This is a genomic window from Pseudoalteromonas sp. Ps84H-4, assembly GCF_024124645.1.
In the GTDB taxonomy this organism is placed as follows: Bacteria; Pseudomonadota; Gammaproteobacteria; order Enterobacterales; family Alteromonadaceae; genus Pseudoalteromonas; species Pseudoalteromonas lipolytica_C.
Genome location: NZ_JAMXSK010000006.1, coordinates 71822 through 96903, shown reverse-complemented (window position 1 = coordinate 96903; position 25082 = coordinate 71822). Strand labels below are relative to the sequence as shown.

26 protein-coding genes are annotated in these 25082 nt (G+C 39.8%); 9 read left to right on the top strand and 17 right to left on the bottom strand.

What is annotated here, in order from left to right; translation table 11 throughout:
* Positions 1-15: 15 nt before the first annotated feature.
* The 9 genes from mltG to yceD all read right to left on the bottom strand — a co-directional run bounded on the left by mltG (position 16) and on the right by yceD (position 7344).
* Positions 16-993, bottom strand: a complete 978-nt coding sequence (mltG, locus tag NH454_RS07855; RefSeq protein WP_253038679.1) for an endolytic transglycosylase MltG — start codon at positions 991-993, stop codon at positions 16-18.
* Positions 990-1802 (bottom strand): aminodeoxychorismate lyase, encoded by an 813-nt coding sequence (pabC, locus tag NH454_RS07850; RefSeq protein WP_253038678.1) that lies wholly within the window; start codon positions 1800-1802, stop codon positions 990-992. The genes mltG and pabC overlap by 4 nt, the downstream gene beginning before the upstream one ends.
* A 56-nt stretch (positions 1803-1858) precedes the next feature.
* Positions 1859-3097, bottom strand: a complete 1239-nt coding sequence (gene fabF / locus NH454_RS07845; protein WP_135924341.1) for a beta-ketoacyl-ACP synthase II — start codon at positions 3095-3097, stop codon at positions 1859-1861.
* A 271-nt stretch (positions 3098-3368) separates the two neighbouring features.
* Positions 3369-3605 carry an acyl carrier protein gene (gene acpP, locus NH454_RS07840; RefSeq protein ID WP_016707440.1) on the bottom strand — a complete coding sequence of 79 codons (237 nt, stop codon included), beginning with the start codon at positions 3603-3605 and terminating at the stop codon, positions 3369-3371.
* 238 nt (positions 3606-3843) lie between these two features.
* The gene (gene fabG / locus NH454_RS07835) at positions 3844-4590 is read right to left on the bottom strand and encodes a 3-oxoacyl-ACP reductase FabG (protein WP_063704919.1); all 747 of its coding nucleotides are present in this window, start codon (positions 4588-4590) and stop codon (positions 3844-3846) included.
* A gap of 11 nt (positions 4591-4601) precedes the next feature.
* Positions 4602-5528 carry an ACP S-malonyltransferase gene (fabD, locus tag NH454_RS07830; protein ID WP_253038677.1) on the bottom strand — a complete coding sequence of 309 codons (927 nt, stop codon included), beginning with the start codon at positions 5526-5528 and terminating at the stop codon, positions 4602-4604.
* A 70-nt stretch (positions 5529-5598) separates the two neighbouring features.
* Entirely contained in the window at positions 5599-6627 is a 1029-nt protein-coding gene (gene plsX / locus NH454_RS07825) for a phosphate acyltransferase PlsX (RefSeq protein ID WP_135924339.1), read from the bottom strand.
* Between the two features lie 11 nt (positions 6628-6638).
* Positions 6639-6809 (bottom strand): 50S ribosomal protein L32, encoded by a 171-nt coding sequence (gene rpmF / locus NH454_RS07820; protein WP_036967969.1) that lies wholly within the window; start codon positions 6807-6809, stop codon positions 6639-6641.
* Positions 6810-6819: 10 nt separating this feature from the next.
* On the bottom strand, positions 6820-7344 hold the full coding sequence (yceD, locus tag NH454_RS07815; RefSeq protein ID WP_135924338.1) for a 23S rRNA accumulation protein YceD: 525 nt from the start codon (positions 7342-7344) through the stop codon (positions 6820-6822).
* 141 nt (positions 7345-7485) lie between these two features.
* On the opposite strand from yceD, the gene NH454_RS07810 reads away from it, so the two are divergent.
* Together NH454_RS07810 and NH454_RS07805 are read left to right on the top strand one after the other, a co-directional pair.
* Entirely contained in the window at positions 7486-8082 is a 597-nt protein-coding gene (locus tag NH454_RS07810) for a nucleoside triphosphate pyrophosphatase (RefSeq protein WP_253038676.1), read from the top strand.
* Positions 8083-8135: 53 nt separating this feature from the next.
* A complete protein-coding gene (locus tag NH454_RS07805; protein WP_235382378.1) occupies positions 8136-9218 on the top strand; it encodes a hypothetical protein in 1083 nt (360 codons plus the stop codon).
* A 20-nt stretch (positions 9219-9238) separates the two neighbouring features.
* On the opposite strand, the gene NH454_RS07800 is transcribed toward NH454_RS07805, so the two are convergent.
* Positions 9239-9883 carry an HAD-IA family hydrolase gene (locus NH454_RS07800; protein WP_253038675.1) on the bottom strand — a complete coding sequence of 215 codons (645 nt, stop codon included), beginning with the start codon at positions 9881-9883 and terminating at the stop codon, positions 9239-9241.
* Positions 9870-10838 carry a 23S rRNA pseudouridine(955/2504/2580) synthase RluC gene (gene rluC, locus NH454_RS07795; RefSeq protein WP_138558443.1) on the bottom strand — a complete coding sequence of 323 codons (969 nt, stop codon included), beginning with the start codon at positions 10836-10838 and terminating at the stop codon, positions 9870-9872. The genes NH454_RS07800 and rluC overlap by 14 nt, the downstream gene beginning before the upstream one ends.
* Positions 10839-11457: 619 nt before the next feature.
* Between rluC and rne the strand changes: the two genes are divergently transcribed.
* Positions 11458-14661 carry a ribonuclease E gene (rne, locus tag NH454_RS07790; protein ID WP_253038674.1) on the top strand — a complete coding sequence of 1068 codons (3204 nt, stop codon included), beginning with the start codon at positions 11458-11460 and terminating at the stop codon, positions 14659-14661.
* A 59-nt stretch (positions 14662-14720) separates the two neighbouring features.
* On the opposite strand, the gene NH454_RS07785 is transcribed toward rne, so the two are convergent.
* From NH454_RS07785 to yejK, 6 genes are all read right to left on the bottom strand, one after another.
* Positions 14721-15587 (bottom strand): PhzF family phenazine biosynthesis protein, encoded by an 867-nt coding sequence (locus NH454_RS07785; protein WP_138558327.1) that lies wholly within the window; start codon positions 15585-15587, stop codon positions 14721-14723.
* A 228-nt stretch (positions 15588-15815) separates the two neighbouring features.
* Positions 15816-16181 (bottom strand): cupin domain-containing protein, encoded by a 366-nt coding sequence (locus tag NH454_RS07780; protein WP_235382375.1) that lies wholly within the window; start codon positions 16179-16181, stop codon positions 15816-15818.
* Between the two features lie 2 nt (positions 16182-16183).
* On the bottom strand, positions 16184-16705 hold the full coding sequence (locus NH454_RS07775; protein ID WP_235382374.1) for a GNAT family N-acetyltransferase: 522 nt from the start codon (positions 16703-16705) through the stop codon (positions 16184-16186).
* 303 nt (positions 16706-17008) lie between these two features.
* Entirely contained in the window at positions 17009-17497 is a 489-nt protein-coding gene (locus NH454_RS07770; RefSeq protein ID WP_253038672.1) for a hypothetical protein, read from the bottom strand.
* Positions 17498-17595: 98 nt separating this feature from the next.
* On the bottom strand, positions 17596-17907 hold the full coding sequence (locus tag NH454_RS07765; RefSeq protein ID WP_135924329.1) for an antibiotic biosynthesis monooxygenase family protein: 312 nt from the start codon (positions 17905-17907) through the stop codon (positions 17596-17598).
* 291 nt (positions 17908-18198) lie between these two features.
* Positions 18199-19215, bottom strand: coding sequence for a nucleoid-associated protein YejK (yejK, locus tag NH454_RS07760; RefSeq protein WP_135924328.1), 1017 nt, complete (start codon positions 19213-19215; stop codon positions 18199-18201).
* A gap of 63 nt (positions 19216-19278) precedes the next feature.
* Here yejK and NH454_RS07755 point away from each other — a divergent pair, with 63 nt between their 5' ends.
* The 6 genes from NH454_RS07755 to NH454_RS07730 all read left to right on the top strand — a co-directional run bounded on the left by NH454_RS07755 (position 19279) and on the right by NH454_RS07730 (position 24955).
* On the top strand, positions 19279-19491 hold the full coding sequence (locus tag NH454_RS07755) for a DUF1414 domain-containing protein (RefSeq protein ID WP_036967930.1): 213 nt from the start codon (positions 19279-19281) through the stop codon (positions 19489-19491).
* A 5-nt stretch (positions 19492-19496) separates the two neighbouring features.
* Entirely contained in the window at positions 19497-20990 is a 1494-nt protein-coding gene (locus NH454_RS07750) for a DUF3413 domain-containing protein (protein ID WP_235382373.1), read from the top strand.
* A gap of 84 nt (positions 20991-21074) precedes the next feature.
* Positions 21075-21554: a DUF4124 domain-containing protein gene (locus tag NH454_RS07745; RefSeq protein ID WP_235382372.1), complete on the top strand. Its 480-nt coding sequence runs from the start codon at positions 21075-21077 to the stop codon at positions 21552-21554.
* A 91-nt stretch (positions 21555-21645) separates the two neighbouring features.
* Complete coding sequence (aceK, locus tag NH454_RS07740) at positions 21646-23370, top strand: bifunctional isocitrate dehydrogenase kinase/phosphatase (protein WP_138558333.1); 1725 nt, start codon at positions 21646-21648, stop codon at positions 23368-23370.
* 16 nt (positions 23371-23386) lie between these two features.
* A complete protein-coding gene (locus NH454_RS07735) occupies positions 23387-24325 on the top strand; it encodes a LysR family transcriptional regulator (RefSeq protein WP_054554698.1) in 939 nt (312 codons plus the stop codon).
* 186 nt (positions 24326-24511) lie between these two features.
* A complete protein-coding gene (locus NH454_RS07730; RefSeq protein WP_054554697.1) occupies positions 24512-24955 on the top strand; it encodes a PA2169 family four-helix-bundle protein in 444 nt (147 codons plus the stop codon).
* Positions 24956-25082 lie beyond the last annotated feature (127 nt).

Below are 25082 nucleotides of genomic sequence, written 5' to 3'. Positions count from 1 at the left end.
ACTCTATTCTGGTTGTTAATTCAATTGATACTGTTTAACTGCGCGATTATGTTCTTGTAACGTTTTCGAAAATTGATGGCTGCCATCTCCCTTCGAGACAAAATACACGTACTCAGACTCAGGCGGATTAACTGCCGCAAGTAGCGCTGCTTTCGATGGCATGGCTATTGGTGTTGGCGGTAAGCCTTTTATTTTATATGTATTATACGGTGTATACGTTGTTAAATCTTTGCGCTTAATATCACCATCAAAATCCGCACCTATACCATAGATAACTGTCGGATCGGTTTGCAAACGCATATTGGTTTTTAAACGATTAGTAAATACCGCCGAAATTAATGGTCGCTCAGAAGCAAGGCCGGTTTCTTTTTCAATAATCGACGCGAGAATTAAAGCTTCATAGGGTGAGTTTAAAACTAAATCTGGCGCTCTTTTTTGCCATGCAGCCTCTAATTCTTGCTGCATTTTGCTGTATGCGCGTTTTAATAAGCCACTGGCACTATCTTCACTATGGTAATGATAGGTGTCTGGGAACAACCAGCCTTCTAAATTTTCTTGCGTGTTACTAATCTGAGTCGCTAAATTTTCTGGATCTAAATCTTGTGTTAAATGAGGTTGTTTTGCTATGTTTGCCACTACTTCACGAAGAGGTTGCCCTTCAATAATAGTGAAACTAAAGCTTACTTGTGCACCTTCATTGATACGGCGAATATTATCAATCACAGCGCTTGTATCAAGTTTATACAGACCCGCTTTTAAATCAGTAAGAGTCGGATCTAATTTAGCGAGTACCTGAAATTTAAAGCAGCTATCAACCCATTGTTTTGCTTGCCATGCTTGGCAGAGTTGATTAAAGCCAGTGCCGCGCTCTACTTTGAATAAAGTACTGTTTTCAACTTTTAACGGCATTTTTAGTGCTGATTGAAGCTGTTGATAGCCAATACCACAACATAGCAATGCTAATAACAGCACGCTAACAATGACTTTTATCACGTATTCTCCTTGGCAAACTGCGCCGCTAATAGCGCGTTACTGCGTACAATATCAAACTGTGTATCAGCAATACTTGTAACCGGAACCACACCCATTAAACTGTTGCACATAAATACGGCATCCATAGCTAGCAACTCATCCAGTTGGATTGCTTTAAACTCAATGGCTAACTTACCACATAAAGCGTTTAGATAAACCCCTGTAATACCGCAGCCATCTAACTTGGGTGAAACGATTTTACCGTTTTTAATGGCGAATATATTTGCAGCTGAGCACTCAATCACATTATTTTTATAGTCAAGCACCACAACGTCATCACATTCAACAGTATGCATGTGCTTTTTTATAAGTACTTGCTCTAAACGATTTAGGGTTTTTAGTCCAGCAAGTAACGGTTGGTATGCAAGTCTCACGTCACTTATTGCTAATTTAACACCCTGCTGTTGCCAGGATTGATAGTGTGAAACCGCAGGTAATACAGTGATAAGTACTTGGATATTGGGCGTATCTGGTAAACCATAACCACGACCACCTGCGCCACGAGTGACGACTATTTTTAAAATACCCGTTTGTGTATCACTAATTGCTTGGTTAACTTCACACTCAATTGCGGTTAAATCTAACTCTGGGAAAAATAGCCTTTGCGCGCATTCTTCTAAACGCGCTTTATGTAAATCCCAGTGCTCAACCTCTGAGTCCACCACTGAGGCAGTCGTGAAAAAGCCATCACCGTAATTTAAGCCACGATCTTGTGTGCTTATTGTGGTGTCTGGTGTGATTATTTTTATTGTTTGTTTTAATTTACTCATACAAAAAAGCCCAGTTAAACAACTGGGCTCTTCTTTTAGTCCGTTGTTAAAAAGAATTATACCTTTTTAAACAGCAACGAGCCATTAGTACCACCAAAACCAAATGAATTACATAGTGCGTAATCCAATTTAGCGTCACGTGCAGTGTGCGGTACATAGTCTAAATCACAACCTTCATCAGGGTTATCAAGGTTAATTGTAGGGCTTACTTTCTGGTCAACAAGTGACAAGATAGTAATAATTGACTCTACTGAGCCTGCTGCACCTAACAAGTGGCCCATCATTGATTTAGATGAACTTACCATCACATCTTTCGCTGCATCACCAAAAATAGTTTTAACGGCTGATGTTTCGGCTTTATCGCCTGCATTAGTCGATGTACCGTGAGCATTAATGTAACCAACTTGGTCTGCATTAACTTGTGCATCGTTTAATGCATTTTCCATTGCCAGTGCTGCGCCTGCACCGTCTTCAGGTGGAGAAGTCATGTGATATGCATCACCACTCATACCAAAACCTACCAGTTCAGCGTAGATTTTCGCACCACGTGCTTTTGCATGCTCATATTCTTCAAGTACGATAACACCGGCACCATCAGCAAGAACAAAACCGTCACGGTCTTTATCCCAAGGGCGTGATGCTGCTTGTGGATCGTCGTTACGTGTTGATAGTGCACGTGCCGCATTAAAACCACCCATACCAATTGGTGTAGAGGCTTTTTCTGCACCACCGGCTACCATTGCGTCTGCATCACCGTATGCAATCATACGCGCAGCATGACCAATGTTATGTAAGCCTGTTGTACATGCCGTAACAATTGAAATGTTTGGGCCACGTAAACCATGCATAATCGATAAATGGCCCGAGATCATATTGATAATAGTCGAAGGCACATAAAATGGTGAAAGCTTACGCGGACCACTATTTAGTAGTTTAATGTGGTTTTCTTCGATTAACGTCAAACCACCAATGCCAGAACCCACTGCAACACCAACGCGCGTGGCGTTTTGTTCAGTGATCTCTAGACCAGAATCTTGTAGTGCTTGTACACCCGCTGCAATGCCATATTGGATAAACAAATCCATTTTCTTTGCATCTTTCGGTGACATGTAAGCTGATGCATCAAAGTCATTCAGCAAACCTGCGAATTTGGTGCCGAAACTTGAGGTATCGAAATGTGTGATAGTTTGAATACCACTTTTACCGTTTAACAAACCTTGCCAAGTAGATTCAACATCATTACCTAGCGGTGTCAACATTCCTAAGCCAGTTACGACGACTCGACGTTTAGCCACGGGTTGCCTCCAATAAGGAAATTATTTTAGGTAGGTGTAAACCAAATTATACCAATAACGTTATATCGCGTCATTTGAAGAAAAAGCTAAATTAGTAATATGGCAAAAGCTTCATTGTTAGTGATTTTGAATCAGAAACTTCCACTACATTGTTGCTAGGCTTCACCTTCATAATTAGCAATTTTTACTGCTAATTGGTAATAATTAGTATCATTCTATAGATAGACTAAGGGCAGCTAAACGCTGCCCTTAAAAATCAAAATGCGTAAAATTACTCAGCGTGAGCTGTAACGTAATCGATTGCAGCTTGAACTGTAGTGATCTTTTCAGCTTCTTCGTCTGGGATCTCAGTGTCGAACTCTTCTTCAAGAGCCATTACTAGTTCTACAGTATCAAGTGAGTCAGCACCTAAGTCGTCAACGAAAGAAGCTTCATGTTTTACTTCTTCTTCTTTAACACCTAGTTGCTCAATGATAATTTTCTTTACGCGTTCTTGGATGTCGCTCATTCTTCTTTCCTTTATTAAAAACGCCAATGCGTTATTTTCAGATTGCGGCGTAGTTTACGCCGCATAATTCTGTGATTCAAGGATTTGCTGATAATTACTTATCTGGTCAAACCTCTTGATTGGTATTTGTTCATTTATCGCTTATTTTCATAGCGAATTCAAGTATGTTTAAAGCAAGATCACAAAAAATTCAACAATTTTCGATAATCTTTCGTTAGCAAGTTTTTGCCAACTTTCATTAAACCATGTACATCGCGCCATTTACGTGCAATGTTTCGCCTGATACATACGCAGCAGCGTCAGATGCTAAATAACACACTGCAGCAGCAATTTCTTCAGGTTGACCTAAACGACCAGCAGGTACATTTGCAAGCGTAGCTGCTTTTTGCTCATCAGTCAGCTCATCTGTCATGTCTGTTTGGATAAAACCAGGCGCTACTACATTAACTGTAATACCACGTGAGGCAACTTCGCGTGCTAATGACTTAGTAAAACCAATAACACCCGCTTTCGCCGCGGCGTAGTTTGCCTGACCCGCGTTACCCATAGTGCCCACTACAGAACCAATATTAATGATACGGCCATTTTTCTTTTTCATCATAGGGCGTAATACAGCCTTTGATAAACGGAAAATTGAGCTTAAGTTAGTGTCGATGATGTCATCCCACTCACCGTCTTTCATACGCATTAATAAGTTATCACGGGTGATACCCGCATTGTTAACTAATACGTCAATATCACCTAAATCAGCCTTAATTGCAGCAAGTGTTGCCTCAATCGACTCAGGATCGGTTACGTTAAGAGCATAACCTTTACCGTTGTCACCTAAGTATTCACTGATTTTAGCAGCACCTGATTCGCTTGTTGCAGTACCCGCTACTTTTGCACCTTGTGCAACTAACGTGTTTGCAATTGCTTTACCAATACCACGGCTTGCACCAGTGATTAGGACAACCTTGCCCTCAAGAGAAAATAAATTTGTCATTCTATTCCTACTTATTTCGCTTCATCAATCGTAGCTTGCGTATTAACCGCAGCGCATACCATTGCTTTATCAATTCGTTTCGCAAGACCCGTTAAAACTTTACCAGGGCCAAACTCATAGCTTTGTGTAATACCTTGTGCAACCAATACTTGTACTGTTTCAGTCCAGCGTACTGGGCTGTATAGTTGACGTACTAATGCATCTTTAATTGCTTCGCTTGATTGCTCAGCTTTTACATCAACATTGTTGATTACATCACACTTAGGTATATTAAATGTTAAAGCAGCTAAATCAGCAGCTAATTTTTCAGCGGCTGGTTTCATTAGTTCACAGTGAGAAGGTACGCTAACTGCAAGTGGCAAAGCACGTTTAGCGCCGGCTTCTTTACATGCTTCTGATGCACGCTCAACCGCCGCTTTGTGACCTGCAATTACAACTTGACCTGGAGAGTTGTAGTTTACTGGTGAAACAACGTCACCATTTGCTGACGCTTCACAGGCAGCTTTAATTTCATCATCACCTAAACCGATGATTGCAGCCATAGAACCAACACCCGCAGGTACTGCTTCTTGCATGTATAAACCACGGTTCTCAACAAGTTTAACGGCTTCGCTTAAGCTTACAACGCCAGCACAAACAAGCGCTGAATATTCGCCTAAACTGTGACCGGCCATAACAACATCAGCTTCAGGGTTTGCGTCTAACCATTGACGGTAAATAGCAACACTGGCAGTAAGAAGTGCTGGTTGTGTACGATGGGTTTGATTTAATTCTTCTTCTGGACCATTAAGTACAAGTGCAGCGAGATCATAGCCAAGTGCTTCAGATGCTTCAGCGAATGTTGCTTTAGCAATTTGTGAATCAGCTAATAGTTCAGATAACATGCCCACAGCTTGTGAGCCTTGACCTGGAAATACGAGTGCAATTTTATGTGCCATACTTTGCTCTTATAATTAAACAAAAAAATATTCATCAGTAGGCAGCATAACAAGTTTTAACTATGCTGCACTACTTTGTTGTTGGATGTGTTTGCTCAAAAATCGCAGCGATTTTTTCAGGGAGTTGGCGTTCGACTTCCCGCGCGGCTTCATCAATAGCAGCATGAAACGCCTTCGCAGAGGCATTACCATGGCTTTTAACAACAATACCGCGCAATCCTACCAGACTTGCGCCGTTATACTGGTCGGGGTTCACCCGCTTGTAGAGTTTTTTTATCACTGGACGTAATAAAAATGCTAAACACTTGTATAAGAAATGTTTGTGTAAGGCTTTGGTGAGTTTATGCATGATGAGTTTGGCAATACCCTCACAGGTTTTTAATGCCACATTACCTACAAATCCTTCGCAAACTATAACATCGGCTTTGCCACTGAAAATATCACTACCTTCACTATAACCTGTGTAATTAAGATATTTACACTGCTGCATTAACTGTGCAGCCTGTTTTATTCCTTCGTGCCCTTTTATGTCTTCAGAGCCAATATTCAATAAACTAACTCTAGGATTTTCACAACCTAGAGCTTGCCCTGCTACCACAGACCCCATAATGCCAAATTGATAAAGTGTTTGTGCATCACAATGCACATTGGCACCTAAATCTAACAAATAGACAGGGTTTTTACGTTCAGTTGGAACAGCAGAAATTAATGCAGGGCGTTTTACGCCTGGAAGCATCTTTAATACATAATGCGCCATAAAAAATAATGCGCCCGTATTACCAGAGCTTACACATGCTTGCGCTTCACCCGATTTAACTAAATCAAGGGCAACTCGCATTGAAGAGTCTTTTTTAGAACGAACTGCTAAAGCGGGTTCACACGCATTAGTAACGACTTCGCTACAATGACGAATAATTAAACGAGGGTGTGAAACAGAATCGAGTGCTTCGAGTTCTTTTAGAATAACCTGCTGATTACCACATAAGATGAGTCTTAAGTTGGTATTCGCATTAACTGCGTTTACTGCAGCGGGGATAGATGAACGGGGGCCGTAATCGCCCCCCATCATATCTAACGCTATGGTTAGATTGGTCAGCATATAGCAATCTCTTAGTTAGAAATTACTTTAACGCCTTTATAGTAACCGTCAGCAGTTACGTGGTGACGACGGTGAGTCTCACCAGAAACTTGATCTACAGTTAAAGTTGGACCACTGATCGCATCGTGTGAACGGCGCATGCCGCGTCTTGCACGAGACTTTTTGCTTTTTTGTACAGCCATTAGTCTTCTCCTAAGAATCTTTCTTAAGTTGTTTCAAAATATCAAATGGATTTGGTTTGTCATCTTTTGCTGCTAATTTACCAAAGCTGGCAGGCTCTGATGAATAACTGCACGAGGTTTCGTTGTGTGTAGGCACTATTGGAATAGCCAAAATCAATTCGTCTTCGATTAACTCAAATACGTTGATTTCACCGTTTTCGTCCAGTTCTACTTCATCGTAACCTGCAGGTAGATGATCTGACTCTGCATCCAAACCAACTGGCGAATACACAAAGTCTTGTTCCAAATCCAACCCTAATTCACCATTGCAGCGTTGACAAGTTACAGTTACATGTGTTGATAAGTTTCCACTTATTACCACTAAACCTTGCTCATCAATTTTGCAATGAATCTTTACCGCTATTTCACCTGCTTCTTCCTGCACAACTTGCTCTAAACGAGAAAGTTTTTCAAGCGGTACAATACCGTCATACGTTAAACGATGTTGTGCTGCTTTGCTGGGATGAAGAGTGATGGGAATTTTCACCTTTTGCATAGGGGCTGCATCATATAGATAGTTAGTAAGTTAGTCAAAGTAAAAAACCATTTTTAGCCGGTTTTTAACGATCTTCTGCTTTGTTTTCGGATTCAATGTGGCTTATCCTTGGCAAAATACAATTTTCATCCAGAATTTATTATGAAACCAACACTTATATTAGCGTCAAGCTCACCATTTAGACAGCAATTATTAACTAAATTCAATCTACCTTTTGAAAGTTTCTCTCCAGATATTGACGAAACCCCTTTTACAACTGAAACACCCGAGCAATTGGTAGCGCGTTTAAGTGAACAAAAAGCCCGTGAAGCAATAAAGCATTTTGATGAAGGTTTAGTCATAGGCTCTGATCAGGTTGCGCTATTCAGCAATACAATTTTAGGTAAGCCGCATACTAAAGAGAATGCTATTAAGCAACTATCGGCATTTAGTGGCCATACAGTGACATTTTTAACGGGTTTGAGTGTATTTGATATAAAAAGTGGTAAAGCAATTACCACCGTAGTGCCTTTTGATGTGACATTTAAAACACTCACATTTGAGCAAATTAATGCCTATTGTGATGCTGAACAACCATACAATTGTGCTGGAAGCTTCAAAAGTGAAGGGTTAGGTATTTGCCTATTTGAAAAACTCAGTGGCGATGACCCAAATACACTTATAGGCCTGCCACTGATCACATTAACTAAACTACTGGCTGAGTTTGGTGTTGACGTATTGACATGCCGCAATACTTAGTAAAATCTATTAAATAACATAGATTAAAATTCAAGCTAAAAAGGAAAGGCTTTATGACTCGACAAGGATTGTTAAAAACTTTTTTTCTATCAGGGTTAAGTTTGTTTACGGGCAAAATACATGCCTCACAAGAATTAATAGAAGTTTACTCATGCAATACGTGTAATTATGAAAAAGCCAAAACAATTGCTAAAGAACACCTCGCCCAGCCTGACTGCCAATGGGAACCTTCATCTAATGAAAGGTTAAACCTTAGTCAGCCTATTTTAAAATGCGATACTTCATCGAAAAACTTGATAATAGCAAATCCATTAGATAAAAGAGCTTTTAAATTTAATGTTAAAGCGACAAACAACTCATCAACTCCTCAAGAAAAGGAGATTATCTCAACGATCGAAAGCTTGTCATTAACCACCTCAGAAAAAGATTTATTAAAAGCTTTTTACAATATAGACAGAGGTTTCAGAACCGCAGTATCGAAAAGTTCTTACATAATATCCTCTAAAATACAAAGTCCGCTTGAGCTTAAATCAACGAGTTCAAATAACGAAGATAGTTGTGCCTCACACCCAATTAGTTATTTTGGCAATCAACAATATCAAGCTAACCTCCATGAAGATTTAACAAAACTCATAGAAAAAGAACTTTTTGATGCAAATTGGTTTGATAACTTTAAAGTCTCTGATGTGACTGAAAGTGTGCTAAAACTCAGTAAAGGCGACTTTGGATTTCAAATAAGTCTTCAACACAATGAAATAGGCTCTTATATTAGTAAGGTTTATGGAAGTTCGGATAACCTTTTAAACTTTGAAGTGAAATATAATGGTGAATTTAATATTGGTGGTACTCGTAAATTAAACTTAACTTACAAGTTAAACCGTGGCGCATCGACTATAGATGGTATTAGAATGAACTTATTATTCAGTCCTGTAGTAGATTTAACCGATGTTGCTATTTCAAATTGTTTAAGTGATTTTATTGAGGAAAATAGTAAAGTAATTGAAACGATTGATAGCCACACACGTAGTAATAAGCATTTAGCAAGAAGTTGTAGCCGAAAAATTAAAAAGGAATTGTGCTCTACTGAACACAATGGCCAAAAATGTACAAACTCGATTATTAGCTTGCGTTGTTAGTGTTTAAATTGGCTAAGCAGTTAAAGCAAATATTGCTTTAACTGCTGGTATGAATCAACAACACATATCGGCGTATGTTTTTGTAACTGCGCCGGGCTATGAGCGCCAAAACTAACACCAATACAGGCAATACCTGCAGCGTTAGCCATTGCCATATCGAGTTGGCTATCGCCAATCATTACGGCATCACGTTTAGCTATGCCCTGCTCGTGCAAAATTTGCTCAAGCATATCCGGTGATGGCTTCGACTTAGCATCATCTGAGCATTTTACATTTACAAAGTACTGACCAAGACCTGACTCATTAAGTAATCTGTCGATGCCTTCACGCCCTTTACCGGTAGCCACAGCGAGTTGCATGCCAGCCTCGCTTAGCTGCTTTAGCACAGTTTCTACATCTGCAAATAGCGGCGTAGGTGTTACATCCAACTCACGATACTGCGCTTTATAACCTGCCACTAGCTCATCGTTTAAATGTGCATGGGCAGGAAAAAGCACTTCAGCGGCTTTTGTCAGCGACAAACCGATAACATCCTTGGCTTGCTGTTCAGATGGAATATCAATTCCTAATTCACGAGCCGTATTACGCAAACAGTTGACGATTTTTGGCACTGAGTCCATTACAGTGCCATCCCAATCAAAAATAACTAACTTAAACTTGTTCATTATCTGCACGTAGCTTTTTGATACAGTTTTGAAGTGCATTATCTAATGGCGCTTCAACATGCATAGTCGTTTCATTTTTAGGGTGCATAAAACGCAAATCATGGGCATGTAAGAATAAACGATTCAACCCAGTTAACTTATTCACGTACTGATCAAACTCTGCCACACCGTATTTATCATCACACGCAATTGGGTGGCCTTTGCATTGTGTATGCACACGAATTTGGTGTGTACGGCCAGTAACTGGCGATGCTTGTACTAATGAGCATTCAGCATAACGCTCAAGGACACGAAAACGTGTATGCGATGGTTTACCCTCGGTATTATCTACACGCACTACTCGCTCACCTGATTTTAAGGTGTTTTTACGAAGCCCTTCAGTAACGTTTTTAGTTTTCGCATCCCATTGACCATCAACAAGTGCCCAATAGTTTTTTTCCATGGTTTTTTCGCGCAACTGCTTATGTAAATCAGTAAGCACTGAACGACGTTTTGAGATAAGTAAACAGCCTGATGTGTCGCGGTCTAATCGATGGACAAGCTCTAAGCTGCGCTCTTCAGGACGAAGCACACGTAGTGCTTCGATTAAGCCATAGCTTAAGCCACTGCCACCGTGAACAGCCATTCCTGAAGGTTTGTTGATAACCATTAAATACTTGTCTTCAAACAAAATCGCATCTTCAAGTTGTTTAACTTTATCAAGTTTCTTCGGAACGAACTCTTCCTTTTCAGCGACTTTAATAGGTGGAATGCGAACAACATCGTTAAGTTGTAATTTGTAAACAGGTTTAATGCGTTTTTTATTTACTCGCACTTCGCCTTTACGAAGGATTTTGTAAACTGCACTTTTAGGCACACCTTTTAGGTGGGTAATAAGAAAGTTATCAATACGTTGACCTAGATGGTCTTCACTGATGGTAACAAACGAAACTTGTAAGCCGGTTTTTTCTGACATTGCCTAATCACTGATTTAAGTAAATAATTTAGTTGCTAACCCGGTTGTATTAGTGGGATAATCACCGCTGCGAACATAAGTTTGCAAGTAACAACGGTGCTTTTATCACATTAATACATTCGTGATGCATATTCTGGGTTGCCGATCATACAGATCCGCGCTAAGTTTTCCAAAGCTTTTATAATTACCCAGCCAACACGAGCGTTCAATTATCGGCGGTGCGCGTAATATATCGCCTGAATAATTTGAGCACGAATGTTGATTAATGAACATAAAAAGCAATTGAACAAGATAAATTGACTGATAGTGACAACGTAACATCGTCATTCAGAAGCAGCTGTTGTAGCAAGACATTGAATAAAAATTGAAATCTGGTCGACTTCAGGACAAAACTCGTAAATTAAAACCGCAAAAAATGCGGCAGTTTTGGCACCAAATAGAATCTAATAACATGACAGCATGTTATTGTCTGCCACACTATACTGATGCTCAATGTAAGCAAACAACCTAGGGTTTTGACTTTACCCAGTCGTGAGACTGCACAAGAATAACCGTCAAATACCACTGAACAGACGATTTTACTTCGTCATGTCAGCGACAAAATTAGTAGAGTAACAATATGAAACGTATGCTAATCAATGCGACGCAGCAAGAAGAAATGCGCGTTGCACTGGTTGATGGCCAGCGCCTGTATGATTTAGACATAGAGAGCCCGGGTCACGAACAAAAAAAAGCAAATATTTACAAGGGTAAAATTACCCGTATCGAACCATCACTAGAAGCTGCCTTTGTAGATTATGGCGCTGAAAGACATGGTTTCCTTCCACTTAAAGAAATAGCTCGCACCTACTTCCCACAAGGCTATACGTTCCAAGGCCGTCCGAACATTCGTGACGTGATCAAAGAAGGCCAGGAAGTTATCGTGCAAGTTGATAAAGAAGAGCGTGGCCAAAAAGGTGCTGCGTTAACAACCTTTATCAGTGTTGCTGGTAGCTATTTAGTACTTATGCCGAACAACCCACGTGCAGGTGGTATTTCTCGCCGTATCGAAGGTGATGAGCGTACTGAACTTAAAGAAGCACTAAGCCGTTTAGAACTTCCTAAAGGTATGGGCTTAATTGTTCGTACTGCAGGTGTTGGTAAGTCTTTTGAAGAACTAGAGTACGACTTAAAAGCATTATTGGTGCATTGGCAAGCTATTCAGCAAGCAGCTGACAGTGGCCCTGCTCCGTTCTTAATTCACCAAGAAAGCAACGTAATATTCCGCGCGATTCGTGACTATTTACGTCGTGATATTGGCGAAATATTAATTGATAAAGCACGTGTATTCGAAGAAGCGAAAGCGCACATTGAGCGTTTCCGCCCAGACTTCATGAGCCGCGTTAAGCTTTATCAAGGTGATGTGCCGCTATTTACTCATTACCAGATAGAAAGCCAAATCGAATCAGCTTTCCAACGTGAAGTTCGCTTACCATCAGGTGGCTCAATTGTAATTGATCCAACTGAAGCGTTAACATCTATCGATATTAACTCGTCAAAAGCCACTAAAGGCGGTGATATCGAAGAAACTGCGCTTAATACAAACTTAGAAGCAGCAGACGAAATTGCGCGTCAATTACGTTTACGTGATTTAGGTGGTCTTATTGTTATCGATTTCATCGATATGACCCCACCACGTCACCAACGTGAAGTTGAGAACCGTTTAAAAGATGCCGCTCGCCCTGATAGAGCACGTGTTCAAATCGGTAAGATCTCACGCTTTGGTCTACTTGAAATGTCGCGTCAACGCTTACGCCCTTCATTAGGCGAAGCGAGCCAAGGCCCATGCCCTCGTTGTAATGGTCAAGGTACTATTCGCTCAAACGAATCAATTGCTCTGTCTATCCTTCGCTTAATCGAAGAAGAAGCAATTAAAGACAACACATCACAAGTTAATGCACAAGTGCCTGTTGCTGTTGCCGCTTACTTGTTAAACGAAAAGCGTCGTAGTGTTCAGCGCATCGAAAAGCGCCACAACGTTGATGTAGTGATCATTCCTAATCAACACATGGAAACGCCACATTACGAAGTAATTCGCTTACGTAAAGACGAAACAATCGAAACAGTGAGCTACGAGCAAGTTGTTGCGCCTGAGCCAGAAGCATTTGAAATGGCTAAAGCGCCTACAGCACCAGTTCGTGAAGAGCCAGTTTTAAAAGGTGTCGTTATGCCGACTACACCGGCTCCTCAAGCAGCACCTAAAGCTGAGCAAGCAACTCCTGCAGCTAAAAAGTCTGAAGGTGGTTTATTTGCTGCAATTGGTAAGTTCTTCAAATCGTTATTTAGTACTACTGAAGACGAAACAGAGAAAGAGCAAGAAGAGAAAAAGGCAGCACAAAGACGAAGCAATAATCGTCGCAACAACGATAACCGTCGTCGTAGCAACAATCAGCGCCGTCGTAACTCTCGTAACAAACGCCCTGAAGACGCACAGGCTAAAGAAGAAAATACAAATACTTCAACACCTGAGCAAAAAGAAGGTAACGAAAATCGTAACAAGCGTCGTCGTAATTCTAACAACAGAAAGCGTAATGAAAAACGCACTGATGATGTAGAGCAAACGACAAAAGAAACGGCACAAGAAACACAGTCTGAGCAACCAAAGGAAACTAAACCTAAGGTTCGTCGTCAACGCCGTAACTTGCGCAAGAAAGTTCGCGTTAAAGACGAAAATGCAGATGATGCGAATTCAGTACAAACTAATGAACCGGTAGAGCAAGCACCAAAAGCTGAAAAACCAGCTAAGCCTGCAAAAGAATCGGTTGCAGTTGAGACTGAACAAGCAGAGCAACCAGTTGCTGAATCACAAGTAAAAGCTGAACCAGTGAAAGCTGACGCTGAGCCAAAACAAACAGAGCAAGTTGAATCTGTAGTTGAAGCATCAACTGATGAAGAACAAGCTCAACCTCGTACTCGCTCTCGTCGTTCACCGCGTCATTTACGTGCCGCTGGTCAACGTCGTCGTCGCCCAGAGCAAGACGAAAAATCAAGTGATGCGAAAAGTGACGCTCCTGCGTTTATTCCAGTCGCTGATCAAGCCGCTGCAGAGTATGAAGCTGAGTTAAAAGCAAAGCAGTCACAAACTGAACAGCCAGTACAAGCTGAAGAATCAGTTAAAGCTGAAGAACCAGTAAAAGCTGAAGAACCAGTAAAAGCTGAAGAACCAGTTAAAGCTGAAGAACCAGTTAAAGCTGAAGAGCCAGTAAAAGCTGAAGAGCCAGTAAAAGCTGACGAACCAGTAAAAGCTGACGAACCAGTAAAAGCTGACGAACCAGCACAAGCTGAAGAGCCAGTTAAAGCTGAAGAACTAGTAAAAGCTGAAGAGCCAGTTATAGCTGACGAACCAGTACAAGCTGATGAGCCAGTACAAGCTGACGAACCAGTACAAGCTGAAGAGCCAGCACAATCTGACGAACCAGCACAAGCTGAAGAGCCAGTACAGGCTGAAGAGCCAGTTAAAGCTGACGAACCAGTACAGGCTGAAGAGCCAGTACAAGCTGACGAACCAGTACAAGCTGAAGAGCCAGTTAAAGCTGAAGAGCCAGTACAAGCTGAAGAAGCTAAACCAACACCTAACAATGAAAAAACAATGTTAGTTAAAGGTTCAGCAAGCGCAGCAATGGCAAAACCAGCGCCAGTTGCAGACAGCGAGCCACAACCTACTCCGGCGGCTATGGCACATGATAAACGTGACGCTATTCCTGATAGTGGTCTACGCCCAGGTTCAGTAAAACCTGCAGGTAGAGCGCGAGCAGAAATGACGAAAACATTATCTGCCGACTAGTTGATAGCTATATAAAAAAGCCGCGTTATGAAACGCGGCTTTTTTGTTTTAGATGTTCACTAAATCTCGATTTTTTGTGTGCCGATGGCACTGGCGTATCCGCCCACTAACACTTTTCTCACGCCCTGCTCATCCGAGTAAACACTTGTAGAAATATGTGAGCGACAGCCCATTGCTCGACCTTGTTCAAACTGAAAATGGTTTTCTTGCTGAACAAATACATGTTTAGTTAAATAGCAAGCAAGCGCACCATTGGCACTCCCCGTTGCTGATTCTTCAGGTATACCAACCAAAGGAGCAAAATTACGACAACTTGCTGTTAGCCCACTTTCGCTCTCTAAAAGCTCAAATGCGTGAACACCGATCACTTTATGTTGTTGACAAAATTCGCTCAGCGCTGCTTCATCAATAGTCATTTTATCTAAGTAGCCATTAGGCACAGCAACGATAATATCAGGCAAGCCTGTGGTTATTATGTCAATTGGTAAACCTGTTGCTGCAAGTATAGTTTCATCAAGCCCTAATAAGCCTGCAAGGTCACTATAAGAAAAGCCACCAAGATATTTTGGTAAAGCTTGCTCCATAGTAATTTTGCCGTCTTCGGCAATTGTGACGCCTAACAAACCCGCTTTTGTTCGCTGAGTATAATAACCTGGTTTTAATAAACCCTTTTCATAAAACGTAGCGAACACCGCAAGTGTTGCATGGCCGCAAAAATCAACTTCTTCTGTTGTCGTGAAAAATGATACTGCAAAGTCAACTTCATGATCTTGGGCTACAAATGCCGTTTCTGAAAAGCCAACTTCTTTTGCAATCTTCAATTTTTCTGTATCTGAAAGATTGTCAGCATTTAATACCACACCTGCAGGGTTGCCACCTGTTCCCTCTGCGGTAAATGAATTAACTAAAAATGCAGTTATTGTCATTACTTTTTCCATACTTAAGTTAAAAACTAGGATCACCGCACAAGCTTAAGATATATCGTTATGTCACTAGTGCCTTGTTAGTTGAGATCCAAATTGGCTGATTTTTTATATATTAGCTGAATTAAAAACACGAGTATAAGCCAAATAGTAAAAGCACAAAAACACTAAGATGTGTTGGTTATTTAAGGTTTAATTCTTACTGTTCTGAATCTGACATCGACATTATCGCTACACCCATACATCATTTGTTGCAGTCAATTGCCCACCCGCATTACCTGTATTTACCACCCCTTTGGGTTCAACAAGCATTATTTTGCATTCGCTGTTTGCTTTTGGTTTATGCTCAACGCCCTTAGGAATTACAAATAACTCACCAGCTTCCAAAGTCACAGCGCCATCCCTAAACTCAATTTCAAGCATCCCTTCAATAACTATGAATACTTCATCAGTATCAGGATGATCATGCCAAACAAACTCTCCTTCAACTTTAGCGAGTTTGAATTGATAGTCATTCATTTCGGCAATGACCCGTGGCGACCAATGTTCAGTGAATTTAGAAAACTTATCTTTAAAGTTAACTGCTTGGTAAGTCATCGTTACTCTTCTCCAAAAGGCTCTTTGCGTAAGTCAAATTCATAAAACAACATATCATTTATCACTTCATCTTGCTGAATAAATGAAAGTTTATTTAAAAGCTTAACTGACGCGGTATTTGATTTATCAACACCAGCGATAAGCTTATGCCATTGTGGGTGGGTATAAGCCAAGTCGATAAAGCCATGCAGTAATTCAAATGCAAGGCCCTTCCCCCAATATTGCTCAGCTAATAAGTAACCAATGTGGGCATTTGGGTTATCGCTATATATGAACAAGAACCCTATAATTTCACTTTCTGAAGACTGCAGCATTAATAAATGGCATTCTTTAAGCATTTTATTAAGCCACTCCTCAGCCGCTAATTTAGATTCTATGCCTTGAAAATAACTCGGTAAATTTGCAACTACAGCGGGGGTTAATATCGAAGGTAAAGCTTTAACTAGAGCAGTACGCTCTGATTTAGCTGCATTAGAATTTACTTCAATGACATTTAATCTTGCAGTGTTAAATGAAAGTGTCATTTACCCTCTTTTTAAATTTTAGCTTAAAAGAATACCCTAATGGATTTACCAGCATTGAGCCAGATAAATCATAGTTAGATAAAAATTTCGACTAAATAGCACATGTTTAAGAAGCTTATAAATGTCAAAGCAAGAATTGATTTTCGTAAGAATTAAAGCCTGTGTATTTGCTTTTTTAGGGGGCACCATGACCAAAAGCCACTGTGAAACATACATTAGAAATACATAAGAGCTGGCACATACTGATATTGATAAACATATTATCGATATAAAAAATTAAATTTAGTTAATTAGCTGCCAAGTTTAAAGCGACTCATCTGATTTAAAAATGACCCACCCTTTACTAAACCATATTAAAGAAAACACAGCACTAATCAGGCTAACAATAAACACTATTGTTGCGCTAAATTGCATATGCGCTAACCCTTGTTCTAAATGTGATGCTCCCTCTTGATTGTTCGGAACATAGTTGAAATACCAAATCAAACTAATAAATAAGCTTATGATATGTAGGCCTATAATTGTATAAAAAAATGGCTTAGATACTTTTACTTTTGGATAGAGCGAGTTTAATAACGCGAAAACAACAGGCCAAAGCATCGTCATAATATAACGCTGAACTTCAACATGAAAATACATTAAAATATCTTGTGGTTGCTCTTGTGCAGTAAGAATTGTCACACCATATTCTGGGCGTGTTGTAGCCAAGCTTCTCCCTAACAGCACAATACCTAGCAAAAATAACAAGACTCGAATATTTTCAGGTTTTAATAATCTAAGGATTCTATCCATATATCCCCCAAATAGCGCTAAAGTTAAGAGACCTAGCCAAGGCACTGTTAAACCAAATTTACAGTTTTAACTTATAATCTCTCCAGCTTTTCCTTTATTTATTCTCTAACAACCTCGTATAAAGCAGGCTGCCCGACTAAACCTTCTACTCTTTCGCTGTTAAGTGCTAATTGCATCTTTTGCACTGCAGAATTAAAGGCGTCTTGGCTTTCCCACTCAGCTACATTGATTAGTTTATATTTGGCTTCACCCAAAAATGATTGTGTTTCTAATGAACGGTGTAACTTAGTTGATATATACCCCGGTTGCGTTTTTAAAAAATCTCGATGGGATTCCCAATATTTGATTGATTCTTCTAACTTGCCTTCAGGAACAATAAATGGATTGATTAGTACAATACTTGATGACATTCCTTTACCCTCGATATTTAAAATGCAACTCAATTAGATACTAAGCAGCTATTGTGAGCTCATACTCAAAAATACGACTTATTCTTGAATATCCATTTCTATTGTTATCACTTTATTTACGGCTTTAGAATACTAAAAAACAACGTATCTCAATTTAAAACCAACCATAAAGGACCAGCTCACACTCTTCTTATTTGAGATAATTGCAAAAATTTTCAACGTGAGTCCAAATAGTAAAAAAAGCCCAGCTAAAGCTGGGCTAAATAAGAAAGGTTGCGGTAGCTAAGAAAGTTAACTTTCTTCTTGCTCCATAAAGCGCTGTAACTGGTCTTTAAGATTAGGTGGAATACCTTTAATAACAAGTGTGTCTGTTGCTTCGTTGTAGGTAACTCGCTCACCTAAATGTTTGCGTTCGAAGCTCACACTAACACCACCGCCCATACCTGAAAACTTAACCATGCTGGTAACTGTTTTCTTATCAACAGGGAACGACTCTTCTAAGTCATAATTTTGTTCTTGGCAAAAGCTTTCAAATGGGCTGTCGTCACTTTTTGATAATGTCGCCGAAAGTTCTTTAACATTGGCATCTTCACCTGTAGTCACACAATCATTACAGTAATCAAAAACTTGTTTGCGTAGCTCGTCTTTTTCTGACTTATCGTATTGTTGCTCAGATAAGTAATCTTCTACGGCATTAAGCATAACTTGGCTTTGCTGTTTCGGATCAATGCCCTCTTCACAACCTAAAAAGTCTAAGAAGAAGTCTGCTACTTTACGACCGGCACGACCTTTAATAAACGACACATAGCGATTATCTTCTGGTTGCGCATCCCACGCTGTTAAATCTACACGTGCAGCTAATTGCATACGCGAAATATCTAAATGACGTGATGACGCTAGATCAAGCTCAGAAGTAATTGAGTAGTGCTCTTTAATATTAATCATGGCAATTAACAAAAAGTCACTCGCAACATACTGATAATGGCAAAAAACTAAATAACCCGTTTCGTTGAAGGCATACTTATTTAGCTCTTCTTTTAGCACATTTGTCGCTTGCTCTGTCATGTGCCAAAAACCAAGCTCGTTATTACGGTAGCTTTGCATAGCTGAAGCAACAATACTGTTTTTCTCGCCACTGAATGCGCAATAACCTTTACCCGGCTTACCATTGTATGCATGGTGTAGCTGTTCAATAAAAACGGCTACTTTATCGTTAACAACCATCTCATCATTGCGTAAATGAATATCTGTGTCGTCATCTTTTTTGTCTACATAATGAACGACTAATTTTTTAACATCTATTGTCATCTTTGTTTTTCACGCCTCTGGTGTTAAAATACGGGAATATAACTCTTTTTACCGAACCAACTGATGCCTATCATATCAAAATATTCTAATGAGCAAGTAGAACAAATCGTTGATCAGCTGATCGATGTACTAACAGAGCACAAAGCGCCTGTTGATTTAAGCCTTATGTGTTTAGGAAATTCTATCACGCATATTTTAAAAGAGCATGTACCATCAGAGAAAAGACAAGCGGTTGCCGACAATTTCGCCAAAGCATTAGCGCAGTCGGTTAAATAAGATTTATGAATTTATCGCAACAAAGTCAATTCTCATCAAAAGTAAGTCAGCTTCTAAGTTGGGGACATTGGTTCACCTTTGCAAACATAGGCTTAGTACTATTTATTAGCGTAAGCTACTTAGTTGCAGACAGTGCACCAACCACCTTTATGGGCTATTTATACATGCTCGTAACTTGGTTAAGCCACACCAGCTTTATTACTTTTATTGCCTTTGTTTTGACGATATTTCCATTAAGCTTAGTGTTTCCATACCCTCGGCATATCCGAGGGATGGCGGCTATTATCGCAACGCTTGGTGCTTCATTATTGACACTTGATGCCTATGTGTATTTCAACTTGGGTTATCACTTAAATACATCTGCACTACCCGAAATTGTGTCTTTGCTTTGGCACCGCTTAACAAGCTCACCTGCTCTTACCACGATTCTAGCGGGTGGTATTGTACTTTTAATTTTAGCGTTTCAGTTATTAGTAAGTAACTATACATGGCACCACTTAGCACGCTTAAAGCAATATAAATTTCCGCGTTATGCGACAAGCACGATTCTAGTGTGTTTTGCACTGAGCCATAGCATTCATATTTGGGCTGATGCCAACTTAAAGTTCGACATCACTAAACAAGATAATGTATTGCCATTGTCTTATCCAACAACGGCAAAAAGCTTATTAGCTAAAAATGATTTACTAGATATCGAAAGCTATAAAGAAGCGCATGATGTTAGATTAGACCCACACAACATAGATTACTTAGCACCTACTCCACTTGCTGAATGTAAGGCTGACTCAAGTGCCACAATTGATATTTTGGTATTTGAAAACAATAACGCTCTTGAGCAATTTGTTAGCACTGAACCTGCACTGCGTAAGACAGACTTATTCTTACAACCTATCGAAGCTGAAGACACGTTATTTAGTTTAGTGTACGGCCTACCAGCATTTTACAAAGCCCCGATTCTAGACAAACAGCAACTCCCTGTTTGGCTTGCAGATAATCGCTCAATACAAATTAATGGTTTTGAACAATTCGAATTTATTAACAACGAAGATATAAATCCGGCTATTCGTCTTATTCGCGCGGACGAATCTACACGCCCACGTGAAGCAGCAAATGCCGTTTTTGCCTTTAGTTTAGCTAATAACAGCAATGGTATTGTCACTGCCTCACGCTTATACAGCTCAGACAAAAAAGTGGTGCAAACTGATGGTCTTATCCAACCAAGCGATATCATTGCCACAAGTGTTGGCCATTATTTCAGCTGTAATACGCTCGCAAAGCAAACTATGCTGGGAAGCAATTTATATAAACGCCATGATGATACCGGTGTTAACTATTCTCAAGATGTTTTCATTGCCTTTAAGAAAGACCGAATTACTCTGATTGACTCTGATGGTAATTTTAAAAATATTTCTGCTGCACAAGGTTTTGCGATTGAGCAAAGACTTGATGTTCCGTTTTTGGTGCAAAGTATTAAAAAACTAAAACGTTATACGCCTTAGTGATTATTGATAAATCATTATTACGAGCTAGTTTTAAATATACCCACACAGAGCCCTATTACTGATTTAGGAGACATGGATGTCATGAAAACTATAATCACTTTTTCAATAATAGTTTGTTTGTTGACCTGCTCCCTTTCATCACTTGCTGCAACAACTGAATACTATAAGTGCGTCACAGACAGAGGCACCGTTTTTAGTGAATACCCCTGCGGTAACCGTGCAACCAAGCACAAAATCCACGTTACCGATCCCGACATTAAAGCACCTAATAATTATGTTAAAGAGCTGAATGAATTAGAGCGCCAGCAAATTATTAGAGATCTCGAAGCAGAGATCCGTAGTTATAAGTATCGTTTAGATATTTTGAGCCGCGATCGAGATAGAGCGCAATATCAACAAGAACAACGCTTAAATAAAAGGTTGTCAGATAAAAAAGCGAAAGAAATTAACAAAGACATAAATAAACAGCTTAAAGCAATTAATAAGCAATACGTGCGAGACGTGAAAAACATTAACAAAAAAATCGCAAACTTAGAGAAAAAACTCGCTCGATATAATTAAATACACTTTACTATTGGGTTTAAAGAATAAATAACATATTCTTAACACCTATAGAGTTATTGCTCTATATTGGTATAAGTAAGGAGTTTATATGCAGCCACAACACATTGCAGAGTTAATTTTATCTGGGTTTCGCAATCACTATAAACTCTTTCAAGCAATTACTGCTAAAGCGCCACTCGCGTTTGCACAGCGTGATTGGCAAAAAATAAATGAAATAAGCAAACTCAGAATTAGCCATTACGATGATCGGGTTAACGAAACCATTGCTAAGCTCAAATCGCTTAATGAACAGCAAATTATTACCTTAGACCAAACCTGCTGGCTTGAAACCAAACAACTTTATCAGCAATTTTTGCGCTTTCATCCTCAAGCAGAACTCGCCGAAACCTTTTACAACTCAGTTTTTTGTCGTTTATTCCATCGCCGTTATTTTAATAATGACTTTATATTTGTAAAAGCAACTCTAGCAGATGCCCCAGCTTTGCCAATGGAAGCCGAATACCGTAGTTACCACCCGGTTGTTGATGGTTTAAGACCTACTATTCGCAAAATTATTAACCAGTTTGATTTTAAAGCCCCCTTTGTTGATTTAGAACGCGATATTCGCTTGCTGGTAAAAGCCTTTTATAAACAAGCGCCCGATACACATCATCAAGCATGGCAAATGCGCTTTGATATACTGCAAGCCCCTTTTTACCGTAACAAAGCCGCTTATATTGTTGGCCGGGTCGTTTCAGAAAGTGGCGTACAGCCATTTATTATTGCGGTATTGCACCACGAAGACAAAGGCCTATACCTCGACGCCCTACTTACCAAATCATCGCAAATGCGGGTTATCTTTGGTTTTGCCCGTGCTTATTTTATGGTTGAAACCCATGCACCATCTGCGTTAGTGCGCTTTTTAAATCAGCTTATGCCTAATAAAACACTGGCAGAGCTTTACAACGCCATAGGTTTTCATAAACAAGGTAAGACCGAATTTTATCGTGAGTTTTTAAGTCATTTAGATCATTCAAATGACCAGCTCGTTATAGCCCCCGGTACACCAGGTATGGTAATGATGGTATTTACCCTACCCTCGTTTGGCTATGTATTTAAAGTCATTAAAGACACCTTTGGTGAAAGCAAACCCTTTGGCCGCGATACCGTATTAAAACGCTACCAATTAGTAAAAAGTCATGATCGTGTCGGTCGCATGGCCGATACCATAGAGTATTCGAACGTCGTATTTCCACTAGCCCGATTTGATAGTAAATTACTTGAAGAGTTACATAAAACCATTGGTTCTTCGATGATTATTGAAGGCGAATGGCTAATCATCAAGCATTTATATATTGAAAGACGGATGACACCGTTAAATCTTTATCTTGAAAATGCCAGTGAGCAACAAGCTTTTGAGGCAATAGAAGAATATGGCCAAGCCTTAAAAGAAATGATCGCCGTTAATATTTTCCCAGGCGACATGCTGTTGAAAAACTTTGGGGTGAGTAAACATAATCGCGTTATTTTTTATGACTACGATGAAGTTCAGTATCTAACCGATATGAATTTTCGTGCTTTGCCTAAAGCCAAAACGTACGATGATTACCTAACTAATGAGCAAAGCTACTCTGTAGCACCACAAGATGTGTTTCCAGAGCAATTATGTACCTTTGTGACAGCAAACCCGGTGTATAAGCAATACTTATTGAGTACACACCCAGAGCTTGAAGATCCAGCCTATTGGCGACAAGCACAATACAACTTTAAGCAAGGTGTAGTAAGCCATATTTACCCATACCCTGCTGCACAACGATTTATCCATTATTGGTAAACACCAAGGACACAGAATGAATATTAGTAAAATAGATTTAAACTTACTTGTTTACCTAGATACTCTTCTCAGGGAATGTAATGTAACCAAAGCAGCTAACCAGCTTAGCATTACCCAGCCAGCAATGAGTAATGGCTTAAAACGCTTACGTAATTTATTTAACGACCCAATTTTGGTGCGTACCAGTGAGGGTATGGTACCGACAGAGCGTGCAAAAGAGTTACAGCCAGTGATCCGCGGCATATTAATGACCCTTGAGGAAACACTTGCACCAAACCGCGAGTTTGAAGCATCGCAAAGTAAACGTGTTTTTCGCATCATGGCCAGTGACTATGCAGCAAGTACCCTTGCCCCACGCTTATTAAGTAAATTACACGAAGAAGCCCCTGATACCACGCTCGATATTTTGACCCCAAGTGATGTAACCTTCCACGATGTTGAAAACGGTAAGGTAGATATGGCTATCAACCGTTTTGAAAACTTACCGCAATCGTTTCACTATAAACAAATTTGGAAAGACAGCTTTTGTTGCCTAGTAAAAGCAGATAACCCGATTATTAAAGACTTCAGCCTCGACAGCTATTTAAAAGCGCGTCATATCTGGGTAAGTAAAACAGGCTTTGGTGTAGGTGTTGGTATGGACCCTAAAGATGTGCAAAAGCTAGGTTGGGTCGATGAAGCGCTCGCTCACTTTGGTAAACACCGTAATATTGCCACCTTTACCCGTAATTACCACGTTGCTATTCACTTAGCGAAAGAACAAAACTTGGTTGCAACGTTGCCTTCAAAAGCCGCAAATATTTATTTAGACGATCCGGGCCTTAAAATTCTTGAGCCACCATTCCCTATTCCGCCATTTGAGCTCGATATGATTTGGAGCCCGTTATTACACCGTGATGCAAGCCATATTTGGTTACGCCAAAAGGTTGCAGAAGTGGCCGACGAGCTTAAGTAAGATTTTACCCACCAAATTGTAATTATTGCTGATAAGCCAAGTATTAGCTTAGCTTATCAGCAGTACCCCTCCTATTAAAAAACAACAACCACCTGAAATACAATAACTTTATATTTAAGTAATGAACTGGAATATGCTTTGCAAGTATCTAATTGCATTGTTTTTAATATTCAAAAAGAGGTCATTATGAATACTCATCAAGGACAAGACGTTCATCATATTGCAGATATCATCCAAGTTATGAATAGCGGTATCGATTTTTATGAAAAAGCACAGGAAAAAGTAACCGACCCAAGCATAATTGCCTTATTTCAACGCATGATAGATGCGCGTAAAGTAAGTGTCGAGCGCTTACAACCTTATGCTATTAACGAAAATGGCGAGCGCGAAAATGGCTCTGATTTTGCTGTAGAAGCACGTAAAGCCTATACATCACTAATTACTAAACTAGGTGCCGACAAAAACGCCACCTATGTTAGCGAACTTGAAGAAGTTGAAGATAAAACACTAGCTGAAATCAAACATGCGCTTAAAAAACCACAACCACATGATTGTGAAGCCGCGTTATCAAAAACCCTGCTGACAATTCAAAGTTGTCATGCTGAAATGAGTAAAATGAAAAAGCATTAAATTGTGAGAGTGCAAAGCCCAGTTAAGCTGGGCTTTTATCTGTTTAGATATAGATGTTACTTCAAACTTTTGGCGCTCAAGCCTCCAATAACAAGTAACGCCCTATTAAAGTGTTGGAATAGCAATA